This is a genomic window from Agromyces ramosus, assembly GCF_004216665.1.
GTDB lineage: Bacteria > Actinomycetota > Actinomycetes > Actinomycetales > Microbacteriaceae > Agromyces > Agromyces ramosus.
This window is the reverse complement of the sequence record NZ_SGWY01000001.1, coordinates 40,514-65,893: the sequence shown is the minus strand read 5'-3', so window position 1 is coordinate 65,893 and position 25,380 is coordinate 40,514. Positions and strand designations below refer to the sequence as shown.

Sequence of the window (25,380 nt, the reverse complement as noted above, 5' to 3'; positions counted from 1 at the left end):
TCGGGAGCGGCGCGGGCGGTCGGACGTTAGGCTGTCGAAATGACCTCCTCCGCCGGAAGCCGTGAGCAGTCGGCGAACTGGAACCTGCCGAACGCGATCACCGTCGTCCGCATCCTCATGGCCCCGCTCGTCTTCTGGCTGCTCCTCGCCGACGCGGGAGCCGACGGCCCGATGCGGTGGTGGGGCGCCGTCATCTTCATCGTCGCGATCTCGACCGACTGGGTCGACGGGTGGCTCGCTCGCTCTCGCGGTCTGGTCACCGACCTGGGCAAGATCCTCGACCCGATCGCCGACAAGCTCCTCACGAGCGGCGCGCTCGTGTGCCTGTCGATCCTCGGCGAGCTGTGGTGGTGGGTCACGATCGTCATCGTGGTGCGCGAGGTGGGCATCACCGTGTGGCGGCTCGTCGAGCTGCGCCGCGGCAACGTCGTCCCCGCGTCATCCGGCGGCAAGGCAAAGACCATGGCGCAGTCGGTCGCGATCTCGCTCGCGCTCCTGCCGCTCTGGACCCTCGTGGGCGACTGGATCCTCTGGGTCAACTGGATCGCCATGGCGATCGCGCTCGCGCTCACCGTCTGGTCGGGCCTCCTCTACCTGCGTGACGCCAGGAAACTCGCCCGCGATCGTCGCAGCGGCGGCGACGCGGTCGCGTGACCGGGGCCGTGGGGGACGATCGGATGCCTCCGCCGCACGGGGGCGCCGTGCCCGAGCGTGCCGGTCTGCTCATCCGTGCGCTGACCGAGAGGCGGCTGACGATCGCCACGGCGGAGTCGCTCACCGGCGGGCTCCTCGTCGCGGAGCTCATCCGCATCCCCGGCGCATCACTCGTGGTGTCCGGGGGAGTGGTCGCCTATGCCACCGAGGTGAAGCACTCCCTACTCGGGGTTTCGGCCGAACTGCTCGCCCGCGAGGGCGCTGTGCACCCCGAGGTCGCGCGGCAGATGGCCCAGGGCGTGCGGCGCACCTTGGAGGTCGGCGGCCGGCCTGCCGACATCGGCGTCGCGACGACGGGCGTCGCCGGACCCGACCCCCAGGACGGCGCATCGCCGGGCACCGTGTTCCTCGGGGTCGCCATGGGCGACGATGTCGACACGATCGCCCTCGAGCTCCACGGCGACCGGGCCGAGATTCGCGCGGCGACGGTTCATGCCGCCATCGAGGCGGTCCTGGCTCGGCTCGGTCGCGGCTGACGCAGGATCAGCCGGGGGCACCCGCCGGCATCCGGTATCGATGCTCGGGCCTTCCCGCCGAGCCGTATCGGGGCGAGACCTCTGCGGCACCGGTCGCGACGAGGTGCTCGAGGTAGCGACGCGCGCTCACTCGCGACATCCCCAGCTGCTCCGCGATCTCGGCCGCCGACGCATCCGTGTCGCAGCCGGCGAGCCCCGCGGCGACGCGCTCGAGGCTGACGGGTGACAGGCCCTTGGGCAGCATCGCTCGATGCGTGGTCGCCGAGCCGAGCACCTGGTCGACCGCTCGCTGGTCGAGGGTGGTGCGAGGAGCGGCACGGTCGGCGGCGATGCCGCGACGCACCTCCTCGAGTCGTTCGCCGAGACTGGCCCCCGAGAACGGCTTCACGAGATAGTGCCTGACGCCCAGGAGTCGAGCCCTCCGCACGGTGTCGAGGTCGCGCGCGGCGGTGACGGCGATGACCTCGACGTCGTTGCCGGCGGCGCGCAGGCGGCGTAGCACGTCGAGCCCGCCGAGATCGGGCAGGTACACGTCGAGCAGCACGAGCTGCGGTCGGTGGAGTTCGATCGCAGCGAGCGCGTCGGCGCCGGTGTGCGCCTCAGCGACGACGGTGAACCCCGGCTGGGCGTCGACGAACGCGCGGTTCACGTGCGCGACGGCGAAGTCGTCGTCGACGATGACGGCACGGATGTCGCTCACGGTCGCCTCCCGGCCGTCACGACGGACGCGGGGTGGGGCGCAGGCGCCCACGGCAGCCGCACGGTGAACCGTGCTCCGCCTGCGGGGGAGGTCTCGACCGTCGCCGCACCGCCGAGTCGTTCCGCGACGCGTTTCACGATCGTGAGGCCGATGCCGCGCCGGGCCTTACCGGACGTGGGCGACTTGTCGCTCACATCGGGCTCGAAGATCGCGTCACGTCGCTCGACGGGGATGCCGGGGCCGTCGTCGTCGACCCGTACCACGACGACGTCCGGCTCGAGGTCGTCGCGTATGGAGAGAATGATCCGTCCGCCGAGCACGCCCGCCTCGATCGCATTGTCGAGCAGGTTGCCGACGACCGTGAGCAGGTCGGTGCGAGGCACCTCGCCGTCGGGGGCGTCGAGATGGGACTCGGGGTCGAGTTCGAGGGTGAGACCGAGTTCCTGGGCGCTGGATCGTTTCGCGAGCACGAGCGCCGCCGTCTCGACATCCGCGATGCCCGCGTGTTCGTCCAGTGGGGAGAGGGCCCCGCCGCTGCCGACCCGCTCGATGAACGCGATCGCCGCATCGACATGGCCGAGCTCGAGGAGGCCGCTCACGACGTGCAGCTTGTTGGAGAACTCGTGGGACTGGGCGCGCAGGCCCTCCGCGAGGCCCTGCGCGCCCTCGAGGTCCCGCAGCATCGTCTCGAGTTCGGTGCGGTCGCGCAGGATCGCGATCGACCCGACCTCGCGGCCCTCGACACGCACGCGGTCGCTGTGCACGAGCAGCACCCGCTCGCCCGAGAGCACGGGCGTCTCTTTGTCCTCACCCGAGGCGATGAATCGCGCGAGTTCACGGTCGAGGACCGTGTCGACCTCCGAACCGAGCACGGCGGCGGGATCGGGGATGTCGAAGAGCCGCGCGGCCGCGTCGTTCATGAGCACGATGCGACCCTCGTCGTCGACCGCGACGAGCCCTTCGCGTATTCCGTGCAGCATCGCCTCGCGGGTCTCGAGCATCGCTCGGATCTCGTCGGGTTCGAGTCCGTAGATGCGACGGCGGATGACCCGTCCGATCCATGCGGACCCGACGACGCCGATCACCGCGGCGACGACGAGCGCGGCGAGGAGCCCGCTGAGGCCGCCGAGGAAGTCGGCGCGGAGCTCCGTCTCGAGGATTCCGACGGAGACCTGGCCCATGACCTCGTCGTCGTCGGCGAAGATCGGCACCTTCACCCGCCATGACTCGCCGAGCGTGCCCGTCTGCGTGCCGACGTAGATCTCACCCGAGAGCGGGATCGCCGGGTCGGTCGACACCTTCTCGCCGATGCGGTCGGGGTTCGGGTGGGAGTAGCGGATGCCGAGGTCGTTCGCCACCACGACGTAGGTCACGTCGGAGGCGCGACGGATGACCTCGGCCACGGGCTGGATCGTCGCCGAGGGGTCAGCGTCGTCGAATGCCTCGGTGATCACGGGCAGTCCCGCGACCGACTGGGCGACCGCGATCATGCGGTCCTGGTACGCATCCCGCAGATGCTGCTCCTGCAGCCACACGGCCGTGACGCCGGTGCCGACCACGGTCGTGAGCACGATGGCGACCTGCAGCAACAGGAGCTGCGCGCCAAGCTTCATCGACCGGCCCACCCCTCAAGTGTGCCCCACGGGTGTGCAGACCGCCGTCCCGATGCCGGTGACCAATATGACCGATTCGACTAAAATGAACAGTACGACCCTTATGTCCGCAGCCTTCCACGGGCGGGCACATCCTCCTAGCGTCATCCGCACATCGATCGTTCTGCCCGCGGATGAACTCGGGCGCTCAAGGAGGAGAATTGCGATCTCACAGCAGGCCGCACACGTCGGCCGGAACCACTGGACTGCGGCGGAACGCGGGGCGTGGCACCCTCGCGGGCGTCGGCATCGTCGCGATGCTCGGCCTCGCCGCCTGTGCGCCGACAGGCGACACGGGCGGGGATGAGGACGGCGCCACGGCATCCCTCGACTCCGTGAACCTCATCGCCCCTGCCGACCCCGGCGGCGGCTGGGACCAGACCGCGCGCGCCATGTCCGAGGTACTCACCCAGGAGGACATCGTCGGGTCCGCACCCGTGGAGAACGTCCCCGGCGCGGGCGGCACGGTGGGCCTCGCCGCGCTCGCGAACGAGCGGGATCCGGCGACGCTCATGGTCATGGGCCTCGTGATGGTGGGCGCGGTCGAAACGAACGCATCGGAGGTGCGCATCGAGGACATGACGCCCATCGCGAGGCTCACGGAGGAGCCGCTGGTCATCGTCGTCCCGGAGGGGTCCCCGTACGAGACGGTTGAGGAGCTCGTCGACGCGATCGTCGAGGAAGGTGCCGCGATCTCGGTCACGGGCGGCTCCGCGGGCGGTGCCGACCACATCCTCGCGGGCATGCTGCTCACGGAGGCGGGCGTCGACCCCGCCGACATCCCGTCGACGCTCAACTACATCCCGAATGCAGGCGGCGGCGAGGCCGTCACGATGCTGCTCGGCAACACCGTGCAGGCCGGCATCTCGGGGGTCGGCGAGTTCGTCGAGCAGATCGAGGCGGGAGGGCTGCGAGCCCTGGCCGTGTCGTCCGAGGAGCCCGCCGCCCTGCTGCCCGACACCCCGACGCTCATCGACGAGGGCTACGACGTCACGCTGACGAACTGGCGTGGGGTGATCGCGCCGGGCGGCATCGACGAGGCCGATGTCACGGCGCTGCAAGACCTCGTGGTCGAGATGCACGACTCGGGCGCCTGGGCCGAGACCCTCGAGGAGCGCGGCTGGGACGACGCCTTCCTCCTCGGCGAGGAGTTCCAGGAGTTCCTCGACGGCAACATCACCGAGGTCACTGAGACCCTGCAGGCGATCGGCCTGGTCGCACCATGACCGACCATCACGAGGCTCTCTCCGGCGCTCCGGCGCCGGAGGGGGCCTCCGGCGCTCCGGCGCCGCTTCCCGCGGCCGCCCCGAACCGGCGCGGGATCGTCGGCGAGTACGTCTTCGCCTCGGTCTGCGCGGCCCTCGGCCTCTACGCCATCATCGGCGCCGGGTTCATCAGGGTGCCTCCCGGGTCGGCGAGCGTGCTCGGCCCACGGTTCTTCCCGTACTTCGTCGGCGCGATCCTGCTCGTCGCCTCGGTCGTGGTGATCATCGACATCGCCCGAGGGCACCGCGGCCAGCCCGACGAGGGCGAGGACGTCGATGTGAACGCGAAGACCGACTGGCGCACCGTCCTGCTGCTCATGCTCTGCTTCCTCTCCCTGGTCGTCCTGATCGAACTGGCCGGCTGGCCGTTCGCCGCCGCCGTGCTGTTCGGGGGCGCGGCCATCACGCTCGGCGCCAAGCGCTGGTGGGTGGCCCTGCTCATCGGACTGGGGCTCGGACTCGTGACTCAACTCGTCTTCGGCGTCTGGCTGGGGCTCTCGCTGCCCGCCGGCCCGCTCCTGAACTGGATACCGATCTTCAATGGATAGCCTCAACGCGCTGCTCGAGGGCTTCGCAACGGCGTTGCAGCCCCAGTACCTGCTCTATGCCTTCTTCGGCGTGTTCATCGGCACGGCCGTCGGTGTGCTTCCCGGCATCGGCCCGGCGATGACGGTCGCGCTCCTCCTGCCCCTCACGTACACGCTCGATGCCACCGGTGCACTCATCCTCTTCGCAGGGATCTACTACGGCGCCATGTACGGCGGTTCGACCACCTCGATCCTCCTCAACACGCCGGGTGAGTCCGCCTCGATCGTCACTGCGCTGGAGGGCCACAAGATGGCCAAGGCCGGCCGTGGCGCGGCGGCGCTGGCGACCGCCGCGATCGGCTCGTTCGTCGCCGGCACCGTCGCGACGGTGCTCCTCACGTTCCTCGCGCCGACCCTCGCTCAGCTGGCGGTGCAGCTCGGGCCCGCCGACTACTTCGCGCTCATCGTGGTCGCGTTCCTCACAGTCGGCGCCCTGCTGGGCTCGAGCGTGTCGCGCGGCATGACGTCCCTCGGACTCGGCCTGCTGCTGGGTCTCGTCGGCACCGAGGTGCTCTCCGGGCAGCAGCGGTACACCTTCGGCGTCCCCGCTCTCGCGGACGGCATCGACGTCGTCCTCATCGCCGTGGGCCTCTTCGCGATCGGCGAGTCGCTCTACGTCGCCTCCCGCATGCGGCACGGGCCCGTGCAGGTCATCCCGGTGACGCGCGGTTGGCGCAACTACCTCTCCGGCAAGGACCTCCGGCGCTCGTGGAAGCCGTGGCTTCGCGGCACCGCGATCGGGTTCCCGATCGGCACGATCCCCGCGGGCGGTGCGGACGTCGCGACATTCCTCTCGTACGCCACCGAGCGACGGCTTGCGAGGGGACCCGCCAAGGCCGAGTTCGGCCGCGGAGCCATCGAGGGCGTGGCCGGCCCGGAATCGGCGAACAACGCCGCGGCGGCCGGCGTGCTCGTCCCGCTGCTCACGCTCGGACTGCCGACCACCGCGACGGCGGCGATCATCATCTCCGCGTTCCAGTCGTACGGCATCCGGCCGGGACCCCTGCTGTTCGAGAACCAGCCCGAACTGGTCTGGGCGCTCATCGCGAGCCTGTACATCGGCAACGTGCTGCTGATCGTGCTCAATCTGCCGCTCGTCGGCATGTGGGCGAAGGTGCTGCAGATCCCGCGGCCGTATCTCTACGCGGGCATCCTCGCGTTCGCGGGCCTCGGCGCCTACGCGCTGCGGTTCAACATCGTCGACATCCTGATCCTGCTCGTCATCGGCGTCGTGGGCTTCCTCATGCGCCGCTACGGCTATCCGGTGGCCCCGATGGTGGTCGGCGGCATCCTCGGGCCGATGGCCGAGGAGCAGCTGCGGAAGGCGATGGCCATCAGCCAGGGCGACATCCTGTACCTCGTGCACAGCCCGTTCGCGATCTTCGCCTACAGCGCGCTCGCGGTCATCATCGCGACTGGACTCTGGCTGAAGCGCCGGAAGGCGAAGATCGAGGCGTCGCCGAAGCTCGTGCCCACATCGGCGATCTCCGCGATCGAGGAGCCGAAGGGTCGGCGCTGACGTGCCTGCGCCGACGCAGCCGAACGCGGAATAGTCTTCGTGAACACCCTGTTACAAGTGTCGAGTTCACACGAAAGCCACAGTGTGCCACGCTAGATTAGAGGGGACCGGAGAGTCGGGTAGACTGACGCTCCCGTTTCCGACTCCGGCGGAGTGCAAGGCAGAGAGAAGGAGGTTCCGATGGTTCTGGTTCGACAAGAGATCGGCGATGTGCTGAGGGACTTCCGGCTGCAGAAGGGGCGCACGCTCCGGCAGGTCGCGTCCAAGGCGAGCGTCGCGCTCGGCTACCTGAGCGAGGTGGAGCGCGGCCAGAAGGAGGCCTCGTCCGAGATCCTCGCGTCGGTCGCCGAAGCGCTCGACACCCCCATCTCCGTCATCATGCACGAGGTCGGCGATCGCATCGCGGTCCTCGAGGGCCTGTCGGTCGTTCCCGACAGCCTGCCCGACGAGCTCGTGGCGGAGTTCGATGCGGACATGATGGTCCGCTGACCCAGTACATTGCAACGCGTCGGCCGGTCTTCGGACCGGCCGATCGCATGTCCGGAGACGATCGATGAAGCTGAGCGAGTTCCAGATCGCCGTCGACGAGGAGTTCGGCGCCGGCTACGGAAGCGTCGTGGTCAACGACCTGGTGCTCACCGGGATGGGCGGCCGCACCGCCCGTGAGGCGCTCGCGGCCGGCGTGGCGCCACGAGACGTGTGGCTCGCGCTCTGCGAGGCCACCGACGTGCCGCCTGAGCGACGACACGGCGTGGGGCGACGCGAGCCCGGCCGTCGCGGCTGACCGCGCCCGAAGAGGTGTTCGACACGCGGGCGTGTCTTCGAACATCCGTTCGGATGCTCGGCTAGGCTCGTCCTCGACAGCAGGAGGAACGACGCGTCCTTCCACATCCCACCTCTCGGGGCTCCGGATGTCGGTGGGCGGCCATACGGTCGAAGCGTCGGAACACACCGCAGACGCCTTGTCGCGAGACGCCGCGGGTCACGGCCCGCAACGTGGAACGACAGCCTAGAGGCAGCCGCATCGAGCACGAGGGAGCCAGCACATGCCATCACCTGTAGACCGCGAGAAAGCACTCGAAACCGCACTCGCCCAGATCGATCGCCAGTTCGGCAAGGGGTCGGTCATGCGCCTCGGCAGCGAGGACCGCGCTCCCGTCGAGGTGATTCCCACGGGATCCATCGCGCTCGACGTCGCGCTCGGCGTCGGCGGTCTTCCCCGTGGTCGCATCATCGAGATCTACGGTCCCGAGTCGTCCGGCAAGACCACGCTCACCCTGCACGCGATCGCCAACGCCCAGCGCGCCGGCGGAATCGCGGCGTTCGTCGACGCCGAGCACGCGCTCGACCCCGACTACGCGAAGAAGCTCGGCGTCGACATCGACTCCCTCCTCGTCTCCCAGCCCGACACCGGTGAGCAGGCGCTCGAGATCGCCGACATGCTCGTGCGGTCCGGCTCGATCGACCTCATCGTCATCGACTCGGTCGCGGCGCTGGTGCCGCGCGCCGAGATCGAGGGCGAGATGGGCGACTCGCACGTCGGCCTCCAGGCGCGACTCATGTCGCAGGCGCTCCGCAAGCTCACCGGTGGCCTCAACCAGACGAACACCACGATGATCTTCATCAACCAGCTGCGCGAGAAGATCGGCGTCTTCTTCGGAAGCCCCGAGACCACCGCCGGCGGCAAGGCGCTGAAGTTCTACGCCTCGGTGCGGCTCGACATCCGTCGCATCGAGACCCTGAAGGACGGCACCGAGGCGGTCGGCAACCGCACTCGGGTGAAGGTCGTCAAGAACAAGATGGCTCCGCCCTTCAAGCAGGCCGAGTTCGACATCCTGTACGGCGTCGGCATCTCGCGTGAGGGCTCCCTCATCGACTACGGCGTCGACCAGGGCATCGTGAAGAAGTCGGGCGCCTGGTACACGTACGACGGCGACCAACTCGGGCAGGGCAAGGAGAACGCCCGCAACTTCCTCCTGCAGAACCCCGACATCGCCGCCGACATCGAGAAGAAGATCCTCGTGAAGCTCGGCATCGGGCAGGTGGGCACGGCGCCCGCAGTGCCGTCGAACGTCGAGTCCATCGAGAGCAAGCTCGGGCGCAAGGGCGCCTGAGCGTCGCATCAACCAGATCGGGGAGAGGAGTGAGATGAGCGACGCATCCGAGCACCTCGCCCCGGTCTCGTACCTGCCGTGGGCGACGCCCGCCGAACCCGCGCCCGAGCAATCGGCACCGGCCGATCCCGCTCGGGCAACCGAGGCGGCCGAGGGAGCCGAACCCGATGCGGAGCCGCGGCGGGCGGAGGCCACGCCGGCCGGCCGATCCCGCTTCGGGGATCCGAGCGGCGCCGCGCGACGTGCGGAGCGTCGGCGTTCGCGATTCGCGATCGTCGCCGATGACCCCGATGAGACCGGAGCGGAGCGCGATGCGCGCATCGACCGGCTGGTCGTGTCGCGGCTCCGTCGTTCCGCGCTGTCGGTCGCCGAGGTCCGTTCGGTGCTCGCAGAGCACGGCCTCGACGAAAGCGAGATCGAGGAGTGGATCGAGCGCTACGAGCGCTTCGGCTACCTCGACGACGCGCGACTGGCCGAACAGCTGGTGCACGTGAACGGCGCGCGCCGCGGGCGCGGCAGCGGTGCGATCCTGCAGGAGCTCTCCCGCCGAGGTGTCGACGCCAGCGCGGCCCGCGCCGCCGTCGATGAACTCGATCCCGAGGTCGAGCGTCGCAACGCGCTCGAGGTCGCCGAGCGGCGGGTGCGACAGCTGTCGGGACTCGACCGGCAGACCGCCGAGCGTCGCCTCTCCGCGTTCCTCCAGCGGCGCGGCTACCCGGGCGACGTGGTGCGCGAGGCGGTGACGGCGGCGTTGTCCGCCGATGGCTCGTAAACTGGTGCGATCATGAGCACCCTTCGCGAGGCCTCGGCAGTCGAGGCCACTGACTCGGCGCCCGCGCCCCGCACCTACGAGGTGCGCACGTTCGGCTGCCAGATGAACGTGCACGACTCCGAGCGGCTGAGCGGATCGCTCGAGGCGGCAGGATACGTGCCGGCCGATGGCGCGGAGCCCGACATCGTCGTGATCAACACGTGCGCCGTCCGCGAGAACGCCGACAACAAGCTCTACGGCAACCTCGGACACCTCGCCGGGGTGAAGCGCCGGCACGTGGGCATGCAGATCGCCGTGGGCGGCTGCCTCGCGCAGAAGGACAAGAACGTCATCCTCGAGAAGGCACCCTGGGTCGACGTCGTGTTCGGCACGCACAACATGGGTTCGCTGCCGAGGCTGCTCGAGCGGGCGCGGCACAACGACGAGGCGCAACTGGAGATCCTCGACGCCCTCGAGGTGTTCCCGTCGACCCTGCCGACCAAGCGCGACTCGAGCTACAGCGGCTGGGTCTCCATCTCCGTCGGCTGCAACAACACGTGCACGTTCTGCATCGTGCCCGCGCTCCGCGGCAAGGAGAAAGACCGCCGCCCGGGCGACGTCCTCGCCGAGATCCAGGCGCTCGTCGACGACGGTGCCGTCGAGGTCACCCTGCTCGGCCAGAACGTCAACTCGTACGGCGTCGAGTTCGGCGACCGGCAGGCCTTCGGCAAGTTGCTCCGCGCGGCCGGACAGATCGAGGGCCTCGAGCGCATCCGCTTCACCAGCCCCCACCCGGCCGCCTTCACCGACGACGTCATCGACGCCATGGCCGAGACGCCCGCCGTCATGCCCCAGTTGCACATGCCGCTCCAGTCCGGGTCCGACCGCATCCTGAAGGCGATGCGTCGGTCGTACCGCTCCGAGAAGTTCCTCGGCATCCTCGACCGGGTCCGAGCCCGCATCCCGAATGCGGCCATCTCCACCGACATCATCGTGGGCTTCCCGGGTGAGACCGAGGAGGACTTCCAGGAGACGCTCCGCGTGGTCGAGGCGGCGCGCTTCGCCTCGGCGTTCACCTTCCAATACTCGATCCGCCCCGGCACGCCCGCGGCCACGATGGACGAGCAGGTGCCCAAGGCGGTGGTGCAGGACCGCTACGAGCGCCTCATCGCGCTGCAGGAGCGCATCTCGTGGGAGGAGAACCAGCGTCTCGTGGGCCGAGCGGTCGAGGTGCTCGTCGCGACCGGCGAGGGCAAGAAGGACGCCGAGACGCACCGACTCAGCGGCCGAGCCGAAGACAGCCGCCTCGTCCACTTCGAGGTGCCCGCCGGCTCCGAACTGCCGCGCCCCGGCGACGTGGTGTCGGTGACCATCACGCAGGCCGCCCCGTTCCACCTCCTGGCCGACTCCGTCGACGATGCGCCCCTGCGGATCCGCCGTACGCGAGCGGGCGACGCGTGGGACCGGATGCAGGCCGAGAGCTGCGCCGTGCCGGCCACCGGGGCATCCGATGCCGGTCGCGTGTCGCTGGGCCTCCCCACGCTGCGTGCCCGTGGCACGGAGCCCCTCGTCGCGCCCGGCGTGGGCACCATGCCCATCTACGATCCCAGCGACGCACAGCGCTGACGTGACGCTCATCGCGATCGTCGGGGCGACCGGCACGGGCAAGTCCGACTTCGCGCTCGACCTCGCCGCGGCATTCGACCGCGTCGGACGCGTCGCCGAGGTCGTGAACGCCGACGCCATGCAGCTCTACCGCGGAATGGACATCGGCACCGCCAAGCTCCCGATCGGCGCGCGTCGCGGTGTGCCCCACCACCTCCTCGACGTGCTCGAGGTCACCGAGGAGGCGTCGGCCGCCGCATACCAGCCGGCCGCCCGCGTGGCGATCGACGACATCCTCGCCCGCGACGGCGTCGCCCTGCTCGTCGGGGGGTCGGGCCTGTACGTCTCGTCGGTCATCCACGACTTCCGGTTCCCGGGCACGGATGCCGCGGTCCGCGCCAGGCTCGAGCAGGAGCTCGCCGAGCTCGGCCCGGGGCTCCTGCACGCGCGGCTGCGCTCGATCGACCCCGAGACGGCCGCGAGCGTCGACGCCCAGAACGGACGTCGGATCGTTCGGGCGCTCGAGGTGATCGAGGTCACGGGGGAGCCGAAGGCGGCGCGCCTGCCCGAGGAGCCGGTGGCGTGGCGCCCGCATCGGATCGTGCACCTCCGCAGCGACCGGGCGAGACTCGTGGAGCGACTCGACGCACGCGCCGCCGGTATGTGGCGCGACGGGCTCGTCGACGAGGTCCGCGGTCTCGTGCCACTCGGCATCGAACGCGGTGTGACCGCGCGCCGCGCGATCGGGTACGCTCAGGCCCTCGCCGAGCTGCAGGGCCGGATGTCCCGGGCCGACGCGATCGCCGAGACGCAGCAGCTCACGCGCACCTACGCCAGGCGCCAGGTGAGCTGGTTCGGCCGCTACCGGGAGGCGACGACGATCGACGCCGACGACGTCGCCGCCCGGGGCGCGGAACTCGCCCGCCAGGCGGCCCTAGACTGATCGAATGTCCTTCGATCTGCGATTCACCAAGGGGCAGGGCACCGGCAACGACTTCGTGCTCTTCAGCGACCCCGAGGGCGACACCGAGCTCACGCCCACGCAGATCGCGGCCGTCTGCGACCGCCGGTTCGGCGTCGGCGCCGACGGCGTCATCCGCGCCGTGCGCTCCCGCAACCTCGACGACGGGGCATCCGCCCTCGCCGAGGACCCGTCGGCGGTCTGGTTCATGGACTACTGGAACGCCGACGGCACGGTGTCGGAGATGTGCGGGAACGGCATCCGCGTCTTCACGAGCTACCTCCTCGACCAGGGTCTCGCCGAGCTGCCGCCCGGCGGTTCGATCGCGATCGGCACGCGGGCGGGCGTGCGCAGCGTGCGACGCACCGCCACCGGCTTCCAGGCCGACCTCGGCACGTGGCGCCTCGACGGCGGCGAGCCGCTCGTGCGTGCCAAGAGCCTCCCGGTGGCACGGCCCGGCCTCGGCATCGACGTCGGCAACCCACATGTCGTGGTCGCGCTGGCCGACGACGGCGAGCTCGACGGGCTCGACCTCGCCTACCAGCCGATCCTCGATCCGGCCCCCGAGGCGGGCGCGAACATCGAGTTCGTCGTTCCGGCCGAGCCGCTCGTCGAAGACGGCGTCGGTCGGATCCGCATGCGGGTGCACGAGCGCGGGTCGGGCGAGACGCTCTCGTGCGGCACCGGCGCGGTCGCCTCGGCGCTCGCCGTGCGGTACTGGGCGGGCGAGTCCGCGCCGAACGACTGGCGCGTGCAGGTGCCCGGCGGCGTGCTCGGCGTGCGGATGTTCCAGGCCGACGACGGCGAGCACGTGGCGCTGGCCGGTCCGGCCGAGCTCGTCTTCGACGGGGTGCTCAGCCTCGCCTGATCCGCGACGTCAGATTCCGCCGGCCGAGTCCCCCGCACTCCGCGCCGCCAGCACCCGGAAGCCCTTGGAGTTCGCCGCTCGCTCGACCTCGAGGCCCAGTGAATCGGCGATCCAGCGCTGCAGCGACTCGGCGCCGAGGTGCTTGGCCACCACGAGCCAGGCCGTCGCGTCGTCGTCGAGTCGGGGAAGCCACTGCTCGAGCATCGCGTGCAGCTCCTGCTTCCCGACGCGGATCGGCGGATTCGACCAGATCGTGGCGAACCGCAGCTCGCCGGGAACATCGGAGGGCAGCACGGCGTTGACATTGGAGATGCCGAGCCGGGCGCAGTTGCGTCGCACGAGGCCGAGCGCGCGCTCGTTGACGTCGACGGCCCACACCGTGGCATCCGGTGACCGCAGCGCGAGGCTGATCGCGATCGGGCCCCATCCGGCGCCGAGGTCGAGCAGGTGCCCGGAGGGGGGCGGCGCGGGAACCTCGTCGAGGAGCACGCGAGTGCCCTGGTCGAGGTGCTCGGGGCTGAAGACACCGGCCGACGTGAGCACGTCGAGGTCGCGGCCGGCCAGCCGGGCACGGATGGTGCGGGTGCTGGAGTCGCTCCGAGGCGAGGGGGAGAAGTAGTGGTCGGAGCTCATGCAAGCAAGCTATCGCACACGAAGAGAAGTAGGGTTGACAGGATGAACGAAGGCGAACACACCACCGCAGACGACGCCGTCGAGCGGGTGTTGCGCAGCGCGGAGTCGAAGGCGGGCATGGCCCGGTTCGGTGCCGGTGACGCCTCGGCGATCCAGCGGGACTGGTCGGATGCCGCGGCAGGCGACACGACCGACGGCGAGCAGTACGACCGTGAGGAGCGTGCGGCGCTCCGCCGCGTCGGCGGGCTCTCCACCGAGCTCGAGGACGTCACCGAGGTCGAGTACCGGCAGCTCCGACTGGAGAACGTCGTGCTCATCGGCGTGTACGCGCAGGGGTCGCAGGACGACGCGGAGAACTCGATGCGCGAGCTCGCGGCCCTCGCCGAGACGGCGGGCGCGCGCGTCCTCGACGGGCTCCTGCAGCGCCGCCCGAATCCCGACCCCAGCACGTACCTCGGCAGCGGCAAGGCCGAGGAGCTGCGGCACGTCGTCGCCGCGCTCGGCGCCGACACCGTGATCGCCGACACCGAGCTCGCCCCCAGCCAGCGCCGTGCGCTGGAGGACGTCGTGAAGGTCAAGGTCATCGACCGCACGGCCGTCATCCTCGACATCTTCAGCCAGCACGCGAAGAGCCGCGAGGGCAAGGCGCAGGTCGAACTCGCGCAACTCGAGTACCTGCTCCCGCGACTTCGCGGTTGGGGCGAGTCCATGTCCCGCCAGGCCGGTGGCCAGGTGGGCGGGGCGGGCGCCGGCATGGGTTCGCGTGGTCCGGGTGAGACGAAGATCGAACTCGATCGCCGTCGCATCCACTCGCGCATGGCGAAGCTCCGCAAGCAGATCGCCGGCATGAAGCCCGCGCGCGAGGCCAAGCGCGCCAACCGCCGTCGCAACGCCGTCCCCTCGGTCGCGATCGCGGGCTACACCAACGCGGGCAAGTCGAGCCTCCTCAACCGCATCACGGGCGCGGGCGTGCTCGTCGAGAACGCGCTGTTCGCCACGCTCGACGCCACGGTGCGCCGCAACACCACCGCCGACGGGCGCGTGTACACCATCGCCGACACCGTCGGCTTCGTGCGCAACCTCCCGCACCAGCTCGTCGAGGCCTTCCGGTCGACGCTCGAGGAGGTCGGCGACGCCGATCTCATCGTGCACGTCGTCGACGCGGCCCACCCCGACCCCGCCGGGCAGATCGCCACCGTGCGCGACGTCATCGGCGAGGTCGGCGCCCGCGCCATCCCCGAGCTCGTCGTCTTCAACAAGGCCGACCTGATCACGCCCGAGGATCGCCTGGTGCTCCGCGGCCTCGAGCCGGGTGCGGTCTTCGCCTCCGCGCGCACCGGCGAGGGCATCGCCGACGTGCTCGAGGCGGTCGCGCGGATGCTGCCCGACCCCGCCGTCGAGGTCGACCTGCTCGTGCCGTACGACCGGGGCGACGTCGTGTCCACGCTGCATGAGACGGGTCGCGTGCTCTCGGTCGGATACGTCGAGGACGGCACGCGCATCCGCGCGCTGGCGTCGCCCGAGCAGGCCGCCCAGCTCGCCGAGTTCGCCGCGGCATCCGCGACCGCCTGACGGCCCCCGAGGCGTCCTGGCCTCGGTGATCGCCGGGGTGCCGATCGTCCCATTCGTGCCGTCACGCCGCGTCACAGTGTCCACATCGGCCGGGTGAAGGCGTATCGTCGCTGGTGATCGTCGGTGCACGGCCGGATGCCGGGCACCAGGAGCGACCGCCGAGCCCGGCACCCGCCCGCGACACCCACCCGCCGAACGGCCGGGGGACGCGGCCTGCCGTGCTTCCGCCGAACCGGCACGCCACGCAGGAGCACCATGGCAGAGACCGGACAGGATGCCGGGGGCGCCGACTGTCGGCCGTCGGTCTCGTTCGAGCTGTTCCCGCCGCGAACGGATGCCGCGGCGCTCGCGCTGGGGCGCACGATCGACCGCCTCGCGGAGGCGGATCCGGCGTTCATCTCGGTGACGTTCGGCGCGGGCGGCTCCTCGCGGGATCGATCGCTCACGGTGCTCCGCTACATGCTCGAGCACACCGACGTCGAGCCGATGGCGCACCTCACCTGCGTGGGCTCGTCGCACGCCGAGGCCAACCGCCTCGTGCGGGAGTTCCTCGATGCGGGCATCACGAGCTTCCTCGCCCTGCGGGGCGATCCGCCCGAGGGCGCCGACCCCGACGCGGGCATCCGCGACCTCGACAGCGCGGCCGAGCTGGTGCAGCTCATCCACCGCGTGCAGGAGGAACGCGAGCCGTTCGCGCAGGTGGGCATTCCCGGCCTGCCCGGGGTCAGCCAGATCGGAGAGCGGCCGCGGCCCGAGCGGGTCGCCGTCGCCGCCTTCCCGACGGGGCATCCGCGCTCCCGTGGCCCCGCGCAGGATGTCGACACCCTGCTCGCCAAGGAGATCGCGGGCGCGAACCTGGCGATCACGCAGCTGTTCTGGCACGCCGACGACTACCTGGGATTCGTCGCGCGCGCCCGCGCTGCCGGTGTGACCATCCCCATCCTGCCCGGCATCATGCCGGTGACCACGCCCGCGCGGCTCAGGCGACTCACCGAGCTCACCGGGGTCGAGCCGCCCGCCGAACTCGAGATCGACCTCGAGATCGAGCCCGACCCCGAGGCCCAGGCCGAGCTCGGCATCGCGTACGCGGCGCGCCTCGCGGCCGACGTGCTCGACGGCGATGCTCCCGGACTCCACCTGTACACCTTCAACCGCCACGAGGCCGTGCTCGACGTGCTCGACCGGCTCGGAATCGGCGCCAACGACCGACTCGTCAATGAGAGGAACACCACAGAACGATGACCGCACACGCCTTCCCCACCGGGACGATCCTCGGCTACCCGCGAATCGGGCGGCGCCGCGAGCTCAAGCGCGCCGTCGAGGCCTTCTGGGCCGGGACCATCGATGCCGCCGAGCTCGAGGCTCGCGCCGCAGAGCTCCGCGCGGCGACGCGGGAGCGCCTCGCGGCGCTCGGCCTCGGCCGCGACGACTCGTCCATCCCCGAGTCGTTCTCGTACTACGACCAGGTGCTCGATGCCGCGATCGCCGTCGGCGCCGTGCCCGAGCGATTCCAGCGCCTGCAGGACGACGCGGGTCGCATCGACCTCGCCGGGTACTTCACGATCGCCCGCGGCGAGGGCGACGACGCGCCCCTCGAGATGACGAAGTGGTTCGACTCCAACTACCACTACCTCGTGCCCGAGATCGGTCCCGACACCGCGTTCGCGCTGCACGCCGACCGGATCCTCGCGGAGTTCGCCGAGGCGAGGGCGGCCGGCTTCCTGACCCGCCCGGTCCTCGTCGGACCGGTCACCTTCCTGCTCCTGGCGAAGGCCGCCGAGGGTGCCCCCGACGGCTTCCGACCGATCGACCGGCTCGACGACCTCGTGCCCGTGTACGCCGAACTCCTGGCCGAGCTCCGTGCTGCGGGTGCCGCGTGGGTCCAGCTCGACGAGCCCGCGCTCGTGAGCGAGAGCATCGACGAGCCCCGAGACCGGGTGCTCGACGCGATCGGCGTCGCGTACGACGTGCTCGGCTCGGCCGAGGATCGCCCGGCGATCTTCGTCGCCGCGCCGTACGGCGCACTCGGCGACGCGCTGCCCCCGCTCGCCGCGGCACCCATCGAGGCGATCGGCCTCGACCTCGTGCGCGGCACGGCGCCCGAGCGCCCCGACCCCGCGACCGAGGAGTCGCTCGCGTCGAAGACCCTCGTCGCCGGCGTGATCGACGGACACAACATCTGGCGCGGCGACCTCGCCCACGCCTTCGAGCGGGCCGACGCGCTCCGCTCGCTCTCGTCCGAGGTCGCCGTCTCGACGTCGACCTCGCTCCTGCACGTGCCGCACGACGTCGACGACGAGAGCGACCTCGACGCACGCCTCGTGAGCTGGCTCGCCTTCGCCGACCAGAAGGTCGCCCAGGTCGCGACGCTCGCGCGAGGCCTCGCCGAGGGACGCGAGTCGATCGAGGGCGACCTCGACGCGGCATCCGCTGCGCTGGCCGACCGCGCCGGCGCTCCCGGCGTGCGCGTGCCCGCGGTGCGCGATCGGCTCGCAGCCCTCGCCGACCGCGACTTCAGCCGCGCCGCCTACGACGAGCGCGTCGCGGCGCAGGAGTCGCTCGACCTCCCCGAGCTGCCGACCACGACCATCGGCTCGTTCCCGCAGACCGGCGACATCCGCCGGGCACGTGCGCGCCTCGTGAAGGGCGAGCTCTCCGACGGCGAGTACCGGGGCCTCATGCGCGAGGAGATCGAGCGCGTCATCCGGCTGCAGGAGGAGCTCGGCCTCGACGTGCTCGTGCACGGCGAGCCCGAGCGCAACGACATGGTGCAGTACTTCGCCGAGCTGCTCGACGGCTTCGCGGTCACGCAGCACGGCTGGGTGCAGTCGTACGGCTCGCGCTGCACGCGCCCGTCCATCCTCTGGGGCGACGTTTCGCGCCCCGCGCCGATGACGGTGGAGTGGTCGACGTACGCCCAGTCGCTCACCGGGAAGCCCGTGAAGGGCATGCTCACCGGGCCCGTGACGATCCTCGCGTGGTCGTTCGTGCGCGACGACCAGCCGCTCGGCGACACCGCCCGGCAGGTGGCCCTCGCCCTGCGCGACGAGATCGGCGACCTGGAGTCCGCCGGCATCCGCGTCATCCAGGTCGACGAGCCGGCGCTGCGGGAGCTGCTGCCGCTCAAGCTCGCCGACCAGCCCGCGTACCTCGACTGGTCGGTGGGCTCCTTCCGGCTCGCCACTGGCGGCGCGGCCGCCGCGACGCAGGTGCACACCCATCTCTGCTACTCGGAGTTCGGCGTGGTGATCGACGCGATCCGCAACCTCGACGCGGACGTCACCTCGATCGAGGCGGCGCGCAGCCGCATGGAGGTCGTCGACGACATCTCGACGAGCGGGTTCGACCACGGCATCGGGCCGGGTGTCTACGACATCCACTCGCCGCGCGTGCCGAGCGCCGCCGAGGTGCAGGCGCTGCTCGAGCGGGCCGTCGCGGAGATCCCCGCATCGAAGCTGTGGGTCAATCCCGACTGCGGCCTGAAGACGCGTGGGTACGACGAGACCGTCGCGTCGCTCGAGCACATCATCGAGGCGACCCGGGCGGTGCGCGCCGAGCTCGCGGAGCCGGTGCTCGCCGAGTAGGCGGACGTACGGGCGGATGTCGCGTCCTCGCGGCATCCGCCCGTGCCGTGCCCGGGAATCCACGGCGGATTGCCATGTACCGCCGGGTCGGTGCTCAGGCGAACCGGATACGGTCGACCCCATGCGACTCGCGGTTCACGAATCCGGCAGCGGCACGAAGACCGCGGTGCTCATCCACGGCATCATGTCGGATTCACGCGCGTGGCACCGGGTCACGGCGGAGCTCGAGCAGCACGACTACCGGGTGCTGGCGGTCGACCTCGCGGGGCACGGGCGCAGCCCCCGTGCCCGGAGCTATTCGCCGAAGGCCTGGGCGAACGACGTGGTGGAGACGCTCGAGCCGCTCCTCGATGGGCCGCTCGACGTCGTGATGGGCCACTCGCTCGGCGGCCTCGTGGCGAGCCTCGTCGCCGACCGGCTCGCCCCGCGCGCGGCGATCTACATCGACCCGGCCTTCTCGTTCCCGTCGGGGATCAAGGGCTGGGCCTACAAGGCCTTCTTCGCGATCGCGCCGCGACCCCGGCGTTCGGCGCTCGTGCGGATGAACCCCAAGTGGAGCGCCGTGGACGTGGACATCGAGCTCGCGACGCTCCGCGACTGGGACAAGCGCACGATCCTCGGCTTCCTCGACACGACGCCGCTGGTGCCGCCGATGCGGCTCGTCGCCCCGAGCCTCGTGGTGCTGGCCGAGAAGAGCCTGCTGATCACCGAGCGCGTGGCCGCGCAGATGCGCCATCAGGGCATGACCGTCGCGACGGTCGAGGGCACCGGTCACACGGTGTTCCGCGACGACCACGTCGGCTTCATGGACACGGTGGTGGGGTGGCTCCGCGCCGTGGCGCCGCCGGCGCCGGCACTCGCCGCCGCCTGAGCTCGCGACGTGCTCGGGGAGCTCGGCCTCAGACCGCCCGGAGCACGGCGACGACCTTGCCGAGCACCTCGGCATGGTCGCCGAGGATCGGCTCGAATGCGGTGTTGCGGGGCAGCAGCCAGGTGTGCCCGTCGCGCTGACGGAAGACCTTCACCGTTGCCTCGCCGTCGAGCATCGCCGCGACGATCTCGCCGTTCTCGGCCGTGCGCTGCGAGCGCACGACGACCCAGTCGCCGTCGCAGATCGCCGCGTCGATCATCGAGTCGCCGACGACCTTGAGGATGAAGAGCTCGCCCTTGCCGACGAGCTGACGGGGGAGCGGGAAGACCTCGTCGATCTGCTGCTCGGCGGTGATCGGGATGCCGGCGGCGATGCGGCCGACGAGCGGCACCATGGCGGCGTCGCCCACCGGGATCGGCTCGCCGGCCGACGGCGCCCGGTCGCCGCTCCCGGGGAGCTCGATGAGCACCTCGAGGGCGCGCGGGCGGTTGGGGTCGCGGCGCAGGTAGCCCGCGAGCTCGAGCTGGTTCAGCTGGTGGGTGACGCTCGACAGCGACGACAGCCCGACCGCGTCGCCGATCTCGCGCATGCTCGGCGGGTATCCGCGGCTGGACACCGAGTGCTGGATGACCTCGAGGATCGCGACCTGCTTCGCGCTCAGGCTCTTGCGACGGCGTTCCCTGCCGGTCTCGCGCACGCCTCCGATGTCGGTGCTCAACGTCTCCGCCCCTCGTTGCGGCCTCGCGACCGGATGTCGGTGGTGTCTGATCGACTGTCGTCGGACATTCGAAACTGTATCCGGCAGATGTCGGGGCGGCAAACATTCGTTCGAGTGTGTCGCGGAATTCGCGGCACGAAACGGGTGCTAGGTTGCTTGCAGGTTCGAACATTCGAAGATATATTCGGAACAGAGCTTCGCATCCGGCCCTCCCGGCCGAGGGCCGGATGCGACTCATCCAGGAGGTGTGAGATGAGCGCAGCAATCGTATCGACCCGATTCAGCACTCCGGTGCGCCCGCGATCGAGCGAGGTGCCCGAGCCGGCCACGCGGCTCAGGCTGACCCGCCGCGGCCGAGTCGTGTTCACGTCGCTCGCCGCGCTCCCGCTCGTCGTGTGGGCGCTCGTCGCCGTGCTCGGCTCGGGCGGTGCCGCCGCCGACGGCGGATCCGTGCTGCCCGCCACCTCATTCGAGTACGTCACGATCGGGCAGGGCGACTCCCTCTGGGCGATCGCGGAGTCCATCGCCCCCGATGGCGACCCGCGCGTGCTCGTCGACGAGATCATCCGCCTGAACGGCCTCGCCGACGCGGTCGTCGAGCCCGGGCAGCGCCTCGCGCTTCCGGTCGTTCCGTGACATCCGGCCACGAGGTTCGGCACCACTGCGTGGCTAGCATGGACGGGTGACGAGCCTCGACGACCTGCCCATCCGCGACGACCTGCGCGGCCGCACGCCATACGGGGCACCGCAGAAGTCCGTCCCGGTCGCCCTCAACGTCAACGAGAACACGCATCCGATCCCCGAGGACGTGGCGCACGACATCGTGGCCCGGGTCGCCGCCGCGATCCTCAGCCTGAACCGATACCCCGACCGCGAGTTCACCCAGCTGCGCCGCGCCCTCGCCGCATACCTGGGCCACGGGCTGGACGCCGACCGGATCTGGGCGGCGAACGGGTCGAACGAGGTGCTGCAGCACGTCCTGCAGGCGTTCGGCGGACCGGGTCGCAGCGTGCTCGGCTTCGCGCCGACGTACTCGATGTACGGGCTGCTCGCCTCGGGCACCGGCACCCAGTGGATCACCGCCGGGCGCGATCGCGACTTCGAACTGACTCCGGAGACCGCCGCCGCCGCGGTGCGGGAGCACGATCCCGACATCGTCCTGCTCTGCGCACCGAACAACCCCACCGGCACCCCGCTGTCGCTCGAGACCATCACCGCCGTGTCTGATGCGGCTCGGGGCATCGTGGTGGTCGACGAGGCGTACGTCGAGTTCGCCGACCCGGGCACGCCCAGTGCGCTCACACTCCTCGACGGCCGGCCCCGACTGCTCGTGTCGCGCACCATGAGCAAGGCATTCGCGTTCGCGGGCGCGCGCGTCGGCTACCTGGCGGCCGATCCCGCCGCCATCGACGCCCTGCGGCTCGTGCGACTGCCGTACCACCTGTCGGCGCTGACCCAGGCGGCGGCGCTCGGGGCGCTCGCCCACTCCGACGAGATGCTCGCGATGGTCGACGAGATCCGCGCCCAGCGCGACCGGATCGCGTCCGAGCTCGCCCGGCTCGGCTTCCGTCCGTACCGCAGCGGCGCGAACTTCGTGCTGTTCGGCGGCGTCGACGACCCCCATGCGGTGTTCGAGGCGCTGCTCGACCGCGGCATCCTGATCCGCGAGATCGGCCTTCCCGGATGCCTCAGGGTGACCGCCGGCACCGAGGCCGAGACGAGCGCGTTCCTCGAGGCGATCGCCGTGTTCGCGCCGGCATCGATGGCGTCCCCGGCGACCGCTCCGGGCCGGGTGGACGCGACGAGCGAGCCCGCGACCCCCGAATAGGATGGCGGCATGACCTCTCCGGGCGCATCCCGCACCGCTCGCGTGCAGCGCGAGACGAGCGAATCGAGCATCGACCTGTCGCTGGACCTCGACGGGTCGGGCGTGAGCGACATCGAGACCTCGGTGCCGTTCTACGACCACCTCCTCACCGCGTTCGCGAAGCACTCGCTCACCGACCTCACGGTGCGTGCGCGCGGCGACCTCGAGATCGACGTGCACCACACGGTCGAGGACGTCGGCATCGTGCTCGGCCTGGCCATCCGCGAGGCCCTCGGCGACAAGCGCGGCATCTCGCGCTACGGCGACGCGCTCGTGCCGCTCGACGAGGCGCTCGTGCAGGCCGTTGTCGACATCTCGGGGCGGCCCTACCTCGTGCACTCCGGCGAGCCCGCCGGGTTCGAGTACCACCTCATCGGCGGCCACTTCACCGGATCGATGGTGCGGCACGTCTTCGAGGCGATCACCTTCAACGCCGGCCTCACCGTGCACGTCACGGTGCTCGGCGGGCGCGACCCGCACCACATCGCCGAGGCCGAGTTCAAGGCGTTCGCCCGCGCGTTCCGCCAGGCGAAGGCGCACGACCCGCTCGTCACCGGCGTCCCCTCCACCAAGGGAGCGCTGTGACCGCCCGCCGCCGCGTCGTGCTGCTCGACTACGGCTCGGGCAACGTGCACTCCGCGGCGAAGGCGCTGGAACGCGCGGGCGCCGACGTGCGGGTCACGGCCGACCGCGTGGCGGCCCTGGAGGCCGACGGGCTCGTCGTGCCCGGCGTCGGCGCGTTCCGGGCCGTCATGGACCAGCTCCGCGCGGTCCGCGGCGACGAGATCATCGATCGCCGGCTCGCCGGCGGTCGTCCGGTGCTCGGTATCTGCGTGGGCATGCAGGTGCTGTTCGAGCGCGGTGTGGAGCGCGGCGATGACACCGAGGGCCTCGGCGAGTGGCCGGGCGTGGTCACGGAGCTGCCGGCCGAGGTGCTGCCCCACATGGGCTGGAACACCGTGCGCCCCGACGAGGGCTCGGTGCTGTTCGACGGCATCGAGGACGAGCGCTTCTACTTCGTGCACTCGTTCGCGGCGCAGGAGTGGCTCCTCGACGTGATGCCTCCGTTCCCGCGGCCGAAGCTGACCTGGGCGGAGCACGGCGCCCCGTTCCTGGCCGCCGTCGAGAACGGACCGCTGTCGGCGACGCAGTTCCATCCCGAGAAGTCGTCGGACGCCGGCATCCGCCTGCTCGCCAACTGGCTGGGCTCGCTCGACTGAACGAACGGCGTCATGCGCAGTGCGTGGTCGGCGCGCGCGACTAGGATGCTGTGACTGTGCCGCTGTGGTGTCTCACAGCCACCGATACGAGGACAGTGATGAGTGAGTTCAACAAGACCCCCCGTCTCGTGCTGCTTCCCGCAGTCGACGTCGCGGGCGGCAAGGCCGTCCGCCTGACGAAGGGCGAGGCCGGCACGGAGACGAACTACGGCGACCCGGTCGATGCCGCCGCCGACTGGGCCGACCAGGGCGCCGAGTGGATCCACCTCGTCGACCTCGACGCGGCGTTCGGTCGCGGTTCCAACGCGGGCATCCTGAAGAAGGTCATCCGGCAGGTGCGCGGCGTCAACGTCGAGCTCTCCGGGGGCATCCGCGACGACGCGTCGCTGGAGCACGCGCTCGAGATCGGTGCGAAGCGCATCAACCTCGGTACGGCTGCCCTCGAGAATCCCGAGTGGGCGGCATCCGTCATCGCGCAGTACGGGGAGGCCATCGCCGTCGGACTCGACGTGCGCGGCACGACCCTCGCGGCCCGTGGCTGGACGAAGGACGGTGGCGACCTCTGGCAGGTCATGGACCGCCTCGAGGAGGCCGGCGCGGCGCGCTACGTGGTCACCGACGTCACCAAGGACGGCACGCTCCAGGGCCCGAACGTCGACCTGCTCCGCCAGGTCATGGATCGCACGCACCGCCCGGTCGTGGCATCGGGCGGCATCTCGAGCCTCGACGACATCGCCGCACTCCGCGAGCTCGTACCGCTGGGCCTCGAGGGCACGATCGTCGGCAAGGCGCTCTACGCCGGCGCCTTCACGCTGGCCGAGGCCCTGGATGTCGCCGGCTACTGACCCGGTCGGCGCAGCGGGCGACCCCGAGGTCGCCGACCCGGCCGACGCGGCTCGCGCGCACGCCGGGGCGGACTCGGCAGGCGTCCCGTGGGCGGGCCGCTCGTTCGACGCGAACCCGCACGCCGCCGACGACGGGCGTGCGCCGGAGGCGCTCGCCGCCGCCATCCGACGGTTCCGCGCGGGCGACGGCGGGCAGGGCGACGTGGTCGCCGAGTTCGGTCGCTCGCGCGTGCTGATCCCGCTCCTCGCGGAGCTCGGCGACGGGGGGGCCGAGGTCGGCGCGCACGGCCTGTCCGTGGACAAGAGCCAGGAACTCTCGATCGTCACGGTCGAGGGGCCCGACGGGCGGCGGGTGCTGCCCGTGTTCGCGTCCGTCGACGCCATGGCGCAGTGGAATCCGGCTGCCCGGCCGGTGCCGGCCGACGGCGTGCGGGTCGCCCTCGCGGCCGCCGACGACGGCACCGACCTCGTCGTGCTCGACCCCGGCTCAGACGGCGAGTTCGTGCTGCGTCGGCCGGCGGTGTGGGCGGTGGCGCAATCGCTGCTGTGGCATCCGCCGTTCGATTCGCCCGACGTGCGCGAGGCGTTCGAACGCTCGATCGGCACCGAGCTCGCCGTGCTCGGCGTCGACCTCGAGGCCGGCGATCCCGACGCCCGACTCGCCGGGCCCGAGCTCGTGGTGCGGCTCAGGCTGGTGGCCGGCCTCACGCGCACGGAGCTCGACGCGGTGCTCCAGCGGCTGGCCGCTCGATGGGCGGCGGATGACGCGATCGCGACGCTCGTCGATTCGCTGACGGTGCGGCTCGTCTCGACCTGAGCGGGCGCGTGGCCGCGTCGCCGACTCGCCCGGACGCGGCA

26 protein-coding genes are annotated in these 25,380 nt (G+C 71.1%); 22 read left to right on the top strand and 4 right to left on the bottom strand.

Translation table 11 applies throughout. The annotated features are described in order from the left end of the window. Positions 1-39 precede the first annotated feature (39 nt). Entirely contained in the window at positions 40-654 is a 615-nt protein-coding gene (gene pgsA / locus EV187_RS00290) for a CDP-diacylglycerol--glycerol-3-phosphate 3-phosphatidyltransferase (protein WP_130351058.1), read from the top strand. A gap of 23 nt (positions 655-677) precedes the next feature. Continuing rightward, positions 678-1,190 carry a CinA family protein gene (locus EV187_RS00285; RefSeq protein WP_130351057.1) on the top strand — a complete coding sequence of 171 codons (513 nt, stop codon included), beginning with the start codon at positions 678-680 and terminating at the stop codon, positions 1,188-1,190. A gap of 7 nt (positions 1,191-1,197) precedes the next feature. On the opposite strand, the gene EV187_RS00280 is transcribed toward EV187_RS00285, so the two are convergent. Both EV187_RS00280 and EV187_RS00275 read right to left on the bottom strand, forming a co-directional pair. Then, positions 1,198-1,890, bottom strand: a complete 693-nt coding sequence (locus EV187_RS00280) for a response regulator (RefSeq protein ID WP_242609362.1) — start codon at positions 1,888-1,890, stop codon at positions 1,198-1,200. After that, entirely contained in the window at positions 1,887-3,503 is a 1,617-nt protein-coding gene (locus tag EV187_RS00275) for an ATP-binding protein (RefSeq protein WP_130351056.1), read from the bottom strand. Before EV187_RS00275 ends, EV187_RS00280 begins: the two co-directional genes overlap by 4 nt. Positions 3,504-3,703: 200 nt before the next feature. Between EV187_RS00275 and EV187_RS00270 the strand changes: the two genes are divergently transcribed. The 10 genes from EV187_RS00270 to dapF all read left to right on the top strand — a co-directional run bounded on the left by EV187_RS00270 (position 3,704) and on the right by dapF (position 13,212). Further along, positions 3,704-4,768 carry a Bug family tripartite tricarboxylate transporter substrate binding protein gene (locus EV187_RS00270; protein ID WP_242609361.1) on the top strand — a complete coding sequence of 355 codons (1,065 nt, stop codon included), beginning with the start codon at positions 3,704-3,706 and terminating at the stop codon, positions 4,766-4,768. Continuing rightward, positions 4,765-5,355 (top strand): tripartite tricarboxylate transporter TctB family protein, encoded by a 591-nt coding sequence (locus EV187_RS00265; protein ID WP_130351055.1) that lies wholly within the window; start codon positions 4,765-4,767, stop codon positions 5,353-5,355. Before EV187_RS00270 ends, EV187_RS00265 begins: the two co-directional genes overlap by 4 nt. After that, entirely contained in the window at positions 5,348-6,913 is a 1,566-nt protein-coding gene (locus tag EV187_RS00260; RefSeq protein WP_130351054.1) for a tripartite tricarboxylate transporter permease, read from the top strand. The genes EV187_RS00265 and EV187_RS00260 overlap by 8 nt, the downstream gene beginning before the upstream one ends. Positions 6,914-7,093: 180 nt before the next feature. Next, on the top strand, positions 7,094-7,402 hold the full coding sequence (locus tag EV187_RS00255; RefSeq protein WP_130351053.1) for a helix-turn-helix domain-containing protein: 309 nt from the start codon (positions 7,094-7,096) through the stop codon (positions 7,400-7,402). 64 nt (positions 7,403-7,466) lie between these two features. After that, on the top strand, positions 7,467-7,697 hold the full coding sequence (locus tag EV187_RS00250; RefSeq protein ID WP_130351052.1) for a DUF3046 domain-containing protein: 231 nt from the start codon (positions 7,467-7,469) through the stop codon (positions 7,695-7,697). A gap of 262 nt (positions 7,698-7,959) precedes the next feature. Further along, the gene (gene recA / locus EV187_RS00245) at positions 7,960-9,027 is read left to right on the top strand and encodes a recombinase RecA (protein ID WP_130351051.1); all 1,068 of its coding nucleotides are present in this window, start codon (positions 7,960-7,962) and stop codon (positions 9,025-9,027) included. 34 nt (positions 9,028-9,061) lie between these two features. Beyond that, positions 9,062-9,799, top strand: a complete 738-nt coding sequence (locus EV187_RS00240; protein ID WP_130351050.1) for a regulatory protein RecX — start codon at positions 9,062-9,064, stop codon at positions 9,797-9,799. A 12-nt stretch (positions 9,800-9,811) separates the two neighbouring features. Then, the gene (gene miaB / locus EV187_RS00235) at positions 9,812-11,404 is read left to right on the top strand and encodes a tRNA (N6-isopentenyl adenosine(37)-C2)-methylthiotransferase MiaB (RefSeq protein ID WP_130351049.1); all 1,593 of its coding nucleotides are present in this window, start codon (positions 9,812-9,814) and stop codon (positions 11,402-11,404) included. A gap of 1 nt (position 11,405) precedes the next feature. Continuing rightward, a complete protein-coding gene (gene miaA / locus EV187_RS00230; protein WP_242609360.1) occupies positions 11,406-12,326 on the top strand; it encodes a tRNA (adenosine(37)-N6)-dimethylallyltransferase MiaA in 921 nt (306 codons plus the stop codon). Between the two features lie 4 nt (positions 12,327-12,330). Beyond that, positions 12,331-13,212, top strand: coding sequence for a diaminopimelate epimerase (dapF, locus tag EV187_RS00225; protein ID WP_130351047.1), 882 nt, complete (start codon positions 12,331-12,333; stop codon positions 13,210-13,212). 9 nt (positions 13,213-13,221) lie between these two features. Here dapF and EV187_RS00220 read toward each other — a convergent pair whose 3' ends face one another. Further along, positions 13,222-13,845 carry a class I SAM-dependent methyltransferase gene (locus EV187_RS00220; protein ID WP_130351046.1) on the bottom strand — a complete coding sequence of 208 codons (624 nt, stop codon included), beginning with the start codon at positions 13,843-13,845 and terminating at the stop codon, positions 13,222-13,224. Positions 13,846-13,887: 42 nt separating this feature from the next. Between EV187_RS00220 and hflX the strand changes: the two genes are divergently transcribed. From hflX to EV187_RS00200, 4 genes are all read left to right on the top strand, one after another. Next, the gene (gene hflX / locus EV187_RS00215) at positions 13,888-15,417 is read left to right on the top strand and encodes a GTPase HflX (protein WP_130351045.1); all 1,530 of its coding nucleotides are present in this window, start codon (positions 13,888-13,890) and stop codon (positions 15,415-15,417) included. 255 nt (positions 15,418-15,672) lie between these two features. Continuing rightward, positions 15,673-16,659, top strand: coding sequence for a methylenetetrahydrofolate reductase (locus tag EV187_RS00210; protein WP_130351044.1), 987 nt, complete (start codon positions 15,673-15,675; stop codon positions 16,657-16,659). After that, on the top strand, positions 16,656-19,001 hold the full coding sequence (metE, locus tag EV187_RS00205; protein WP_130351043.1) for a 5-methyltetrahydropteroyltriglutamate--homocysteine S-methyltransferase: 2,346 nt from the start codon (positions 16,656-16,658) through the stop codon (positions 18,999-19,001). Before EV187_RS00210 ends, metE begins: the two co-directional genes overlap by 4 nt. A gap of 121 nt (positions 19,002-19,122) precedes the next feature. Further along, positions 19,123-19,872 carry an alpha/beta fold hydrolase gene (locus EV187_RS00200; protein WP_165391054.1) on the top strand — a complete coding sequence of 250 codons (750 nt, stop codon included), beginning with the start codon at positions 19,123-19,125 and terminating at the stop codon, positions 19,870-19,872. Positions 19,873-19,900: 28 nt separating this feature from the next. On the opposite strand, the gene lexA is transcribed toward EV187_RS00200, so the two are convergent. Further along, positions 19,901-20,578, bottom strand: coding sequence for a transcriptional repressor LexA (gene lexA, locus EV187_RS00195; RefSeq protein ID WP_242609456.1), 678 nt, complete (start codon positions 20,576-20,578; stop codon positions 19,901-19,903). A gap of 264 nt (positions 20,579-20,842) precedes the next feature. On the opposite strand from lexA, the gene EV187_RS00190 reads away from it, so the two are divergent. The 6 genes from EV187_RS00190 to EV187_RS00165 all read left to right on the top strand — a co-directional run bounded on the left by EV187_RS00190 (position 20,843) and on the right by EV187_RS00165 (position 25,339). Continuing rightward, positions 20,843-21,226, top strand: coding sequence for a LysM peptidoglycan-binding domain-containing protein (locus EV187_RS00190; protein ID WP_130351041.1), 384 nt, complete (start codon positions 20,843-20,845; stop codon positions 21,224-21,226). Between the two features lie 46 nt (positions 21,227-21,272). Beyond that, entirely contained in the window at positions 21,273-22,418 is a 1,146-nt protein-coding gene (locus EV187_RS00185) for a histidinol-phosphate transaminase (protein ID WP_130351040.1), read from the top strand. Positions 22,419-22,427: 9 nt separating this feature from the next. Next, entirely contained in the window at positions 22,428-23,042 is a 615-nt protein-coding gene (hisB, locus tag EV187_RS00180; RefSeq protein ID WP_130351039.1) for an imidazoleglycerol-phosphate dehydratase HisB, read from the top strand. Next, a complete protein-coding gene (hisH, locus tag EV187_RS00175) occupies positions 23,039-23,677 on the top strand; it encodes an imidazole glycerol phosphate synthase subunit HisH (protein ID WP_130351038.1) in 639 nt (212 codons plus the stop codon). The genes hisB and hisH overlap by 4 nt, the downstream gene beginning before the upstream one ends. Before the next feature lie 98 nt (positions 23,678-23,775). Beyond that, positions 23,776-24,522: a bifunctional 1-(5-phosphoribosyl)-5-((5-phosphoribosylamino)methylideneamino)imidazole-4-carboxamide isomerase/phosphoribosylanthranilate isomerase PriA gene (gene priA / locus EV187_RS00170; RefSeq protein ID WP_130351037.1), complete on the top strand. Its 747-nt coding sequence runs from the start codon at positions 23,776-23,778 to the stop codon at positions 24,520-24,522. Further along, positions 24,506-25,339, top strand: a complete 834-nt coding sequence (locus tag EV187_RS00165) for an SseB family protein (protein WP_130351036.1) — start codon at positions 24,506-24,508, stop codon at positions 25,337-25,339. Before priA ends, EV187_RS00165 begins: the two co-directional genes overlap by 17 nt. Positions 25,340-25,380: the final 41 nt, after the last annotated feature.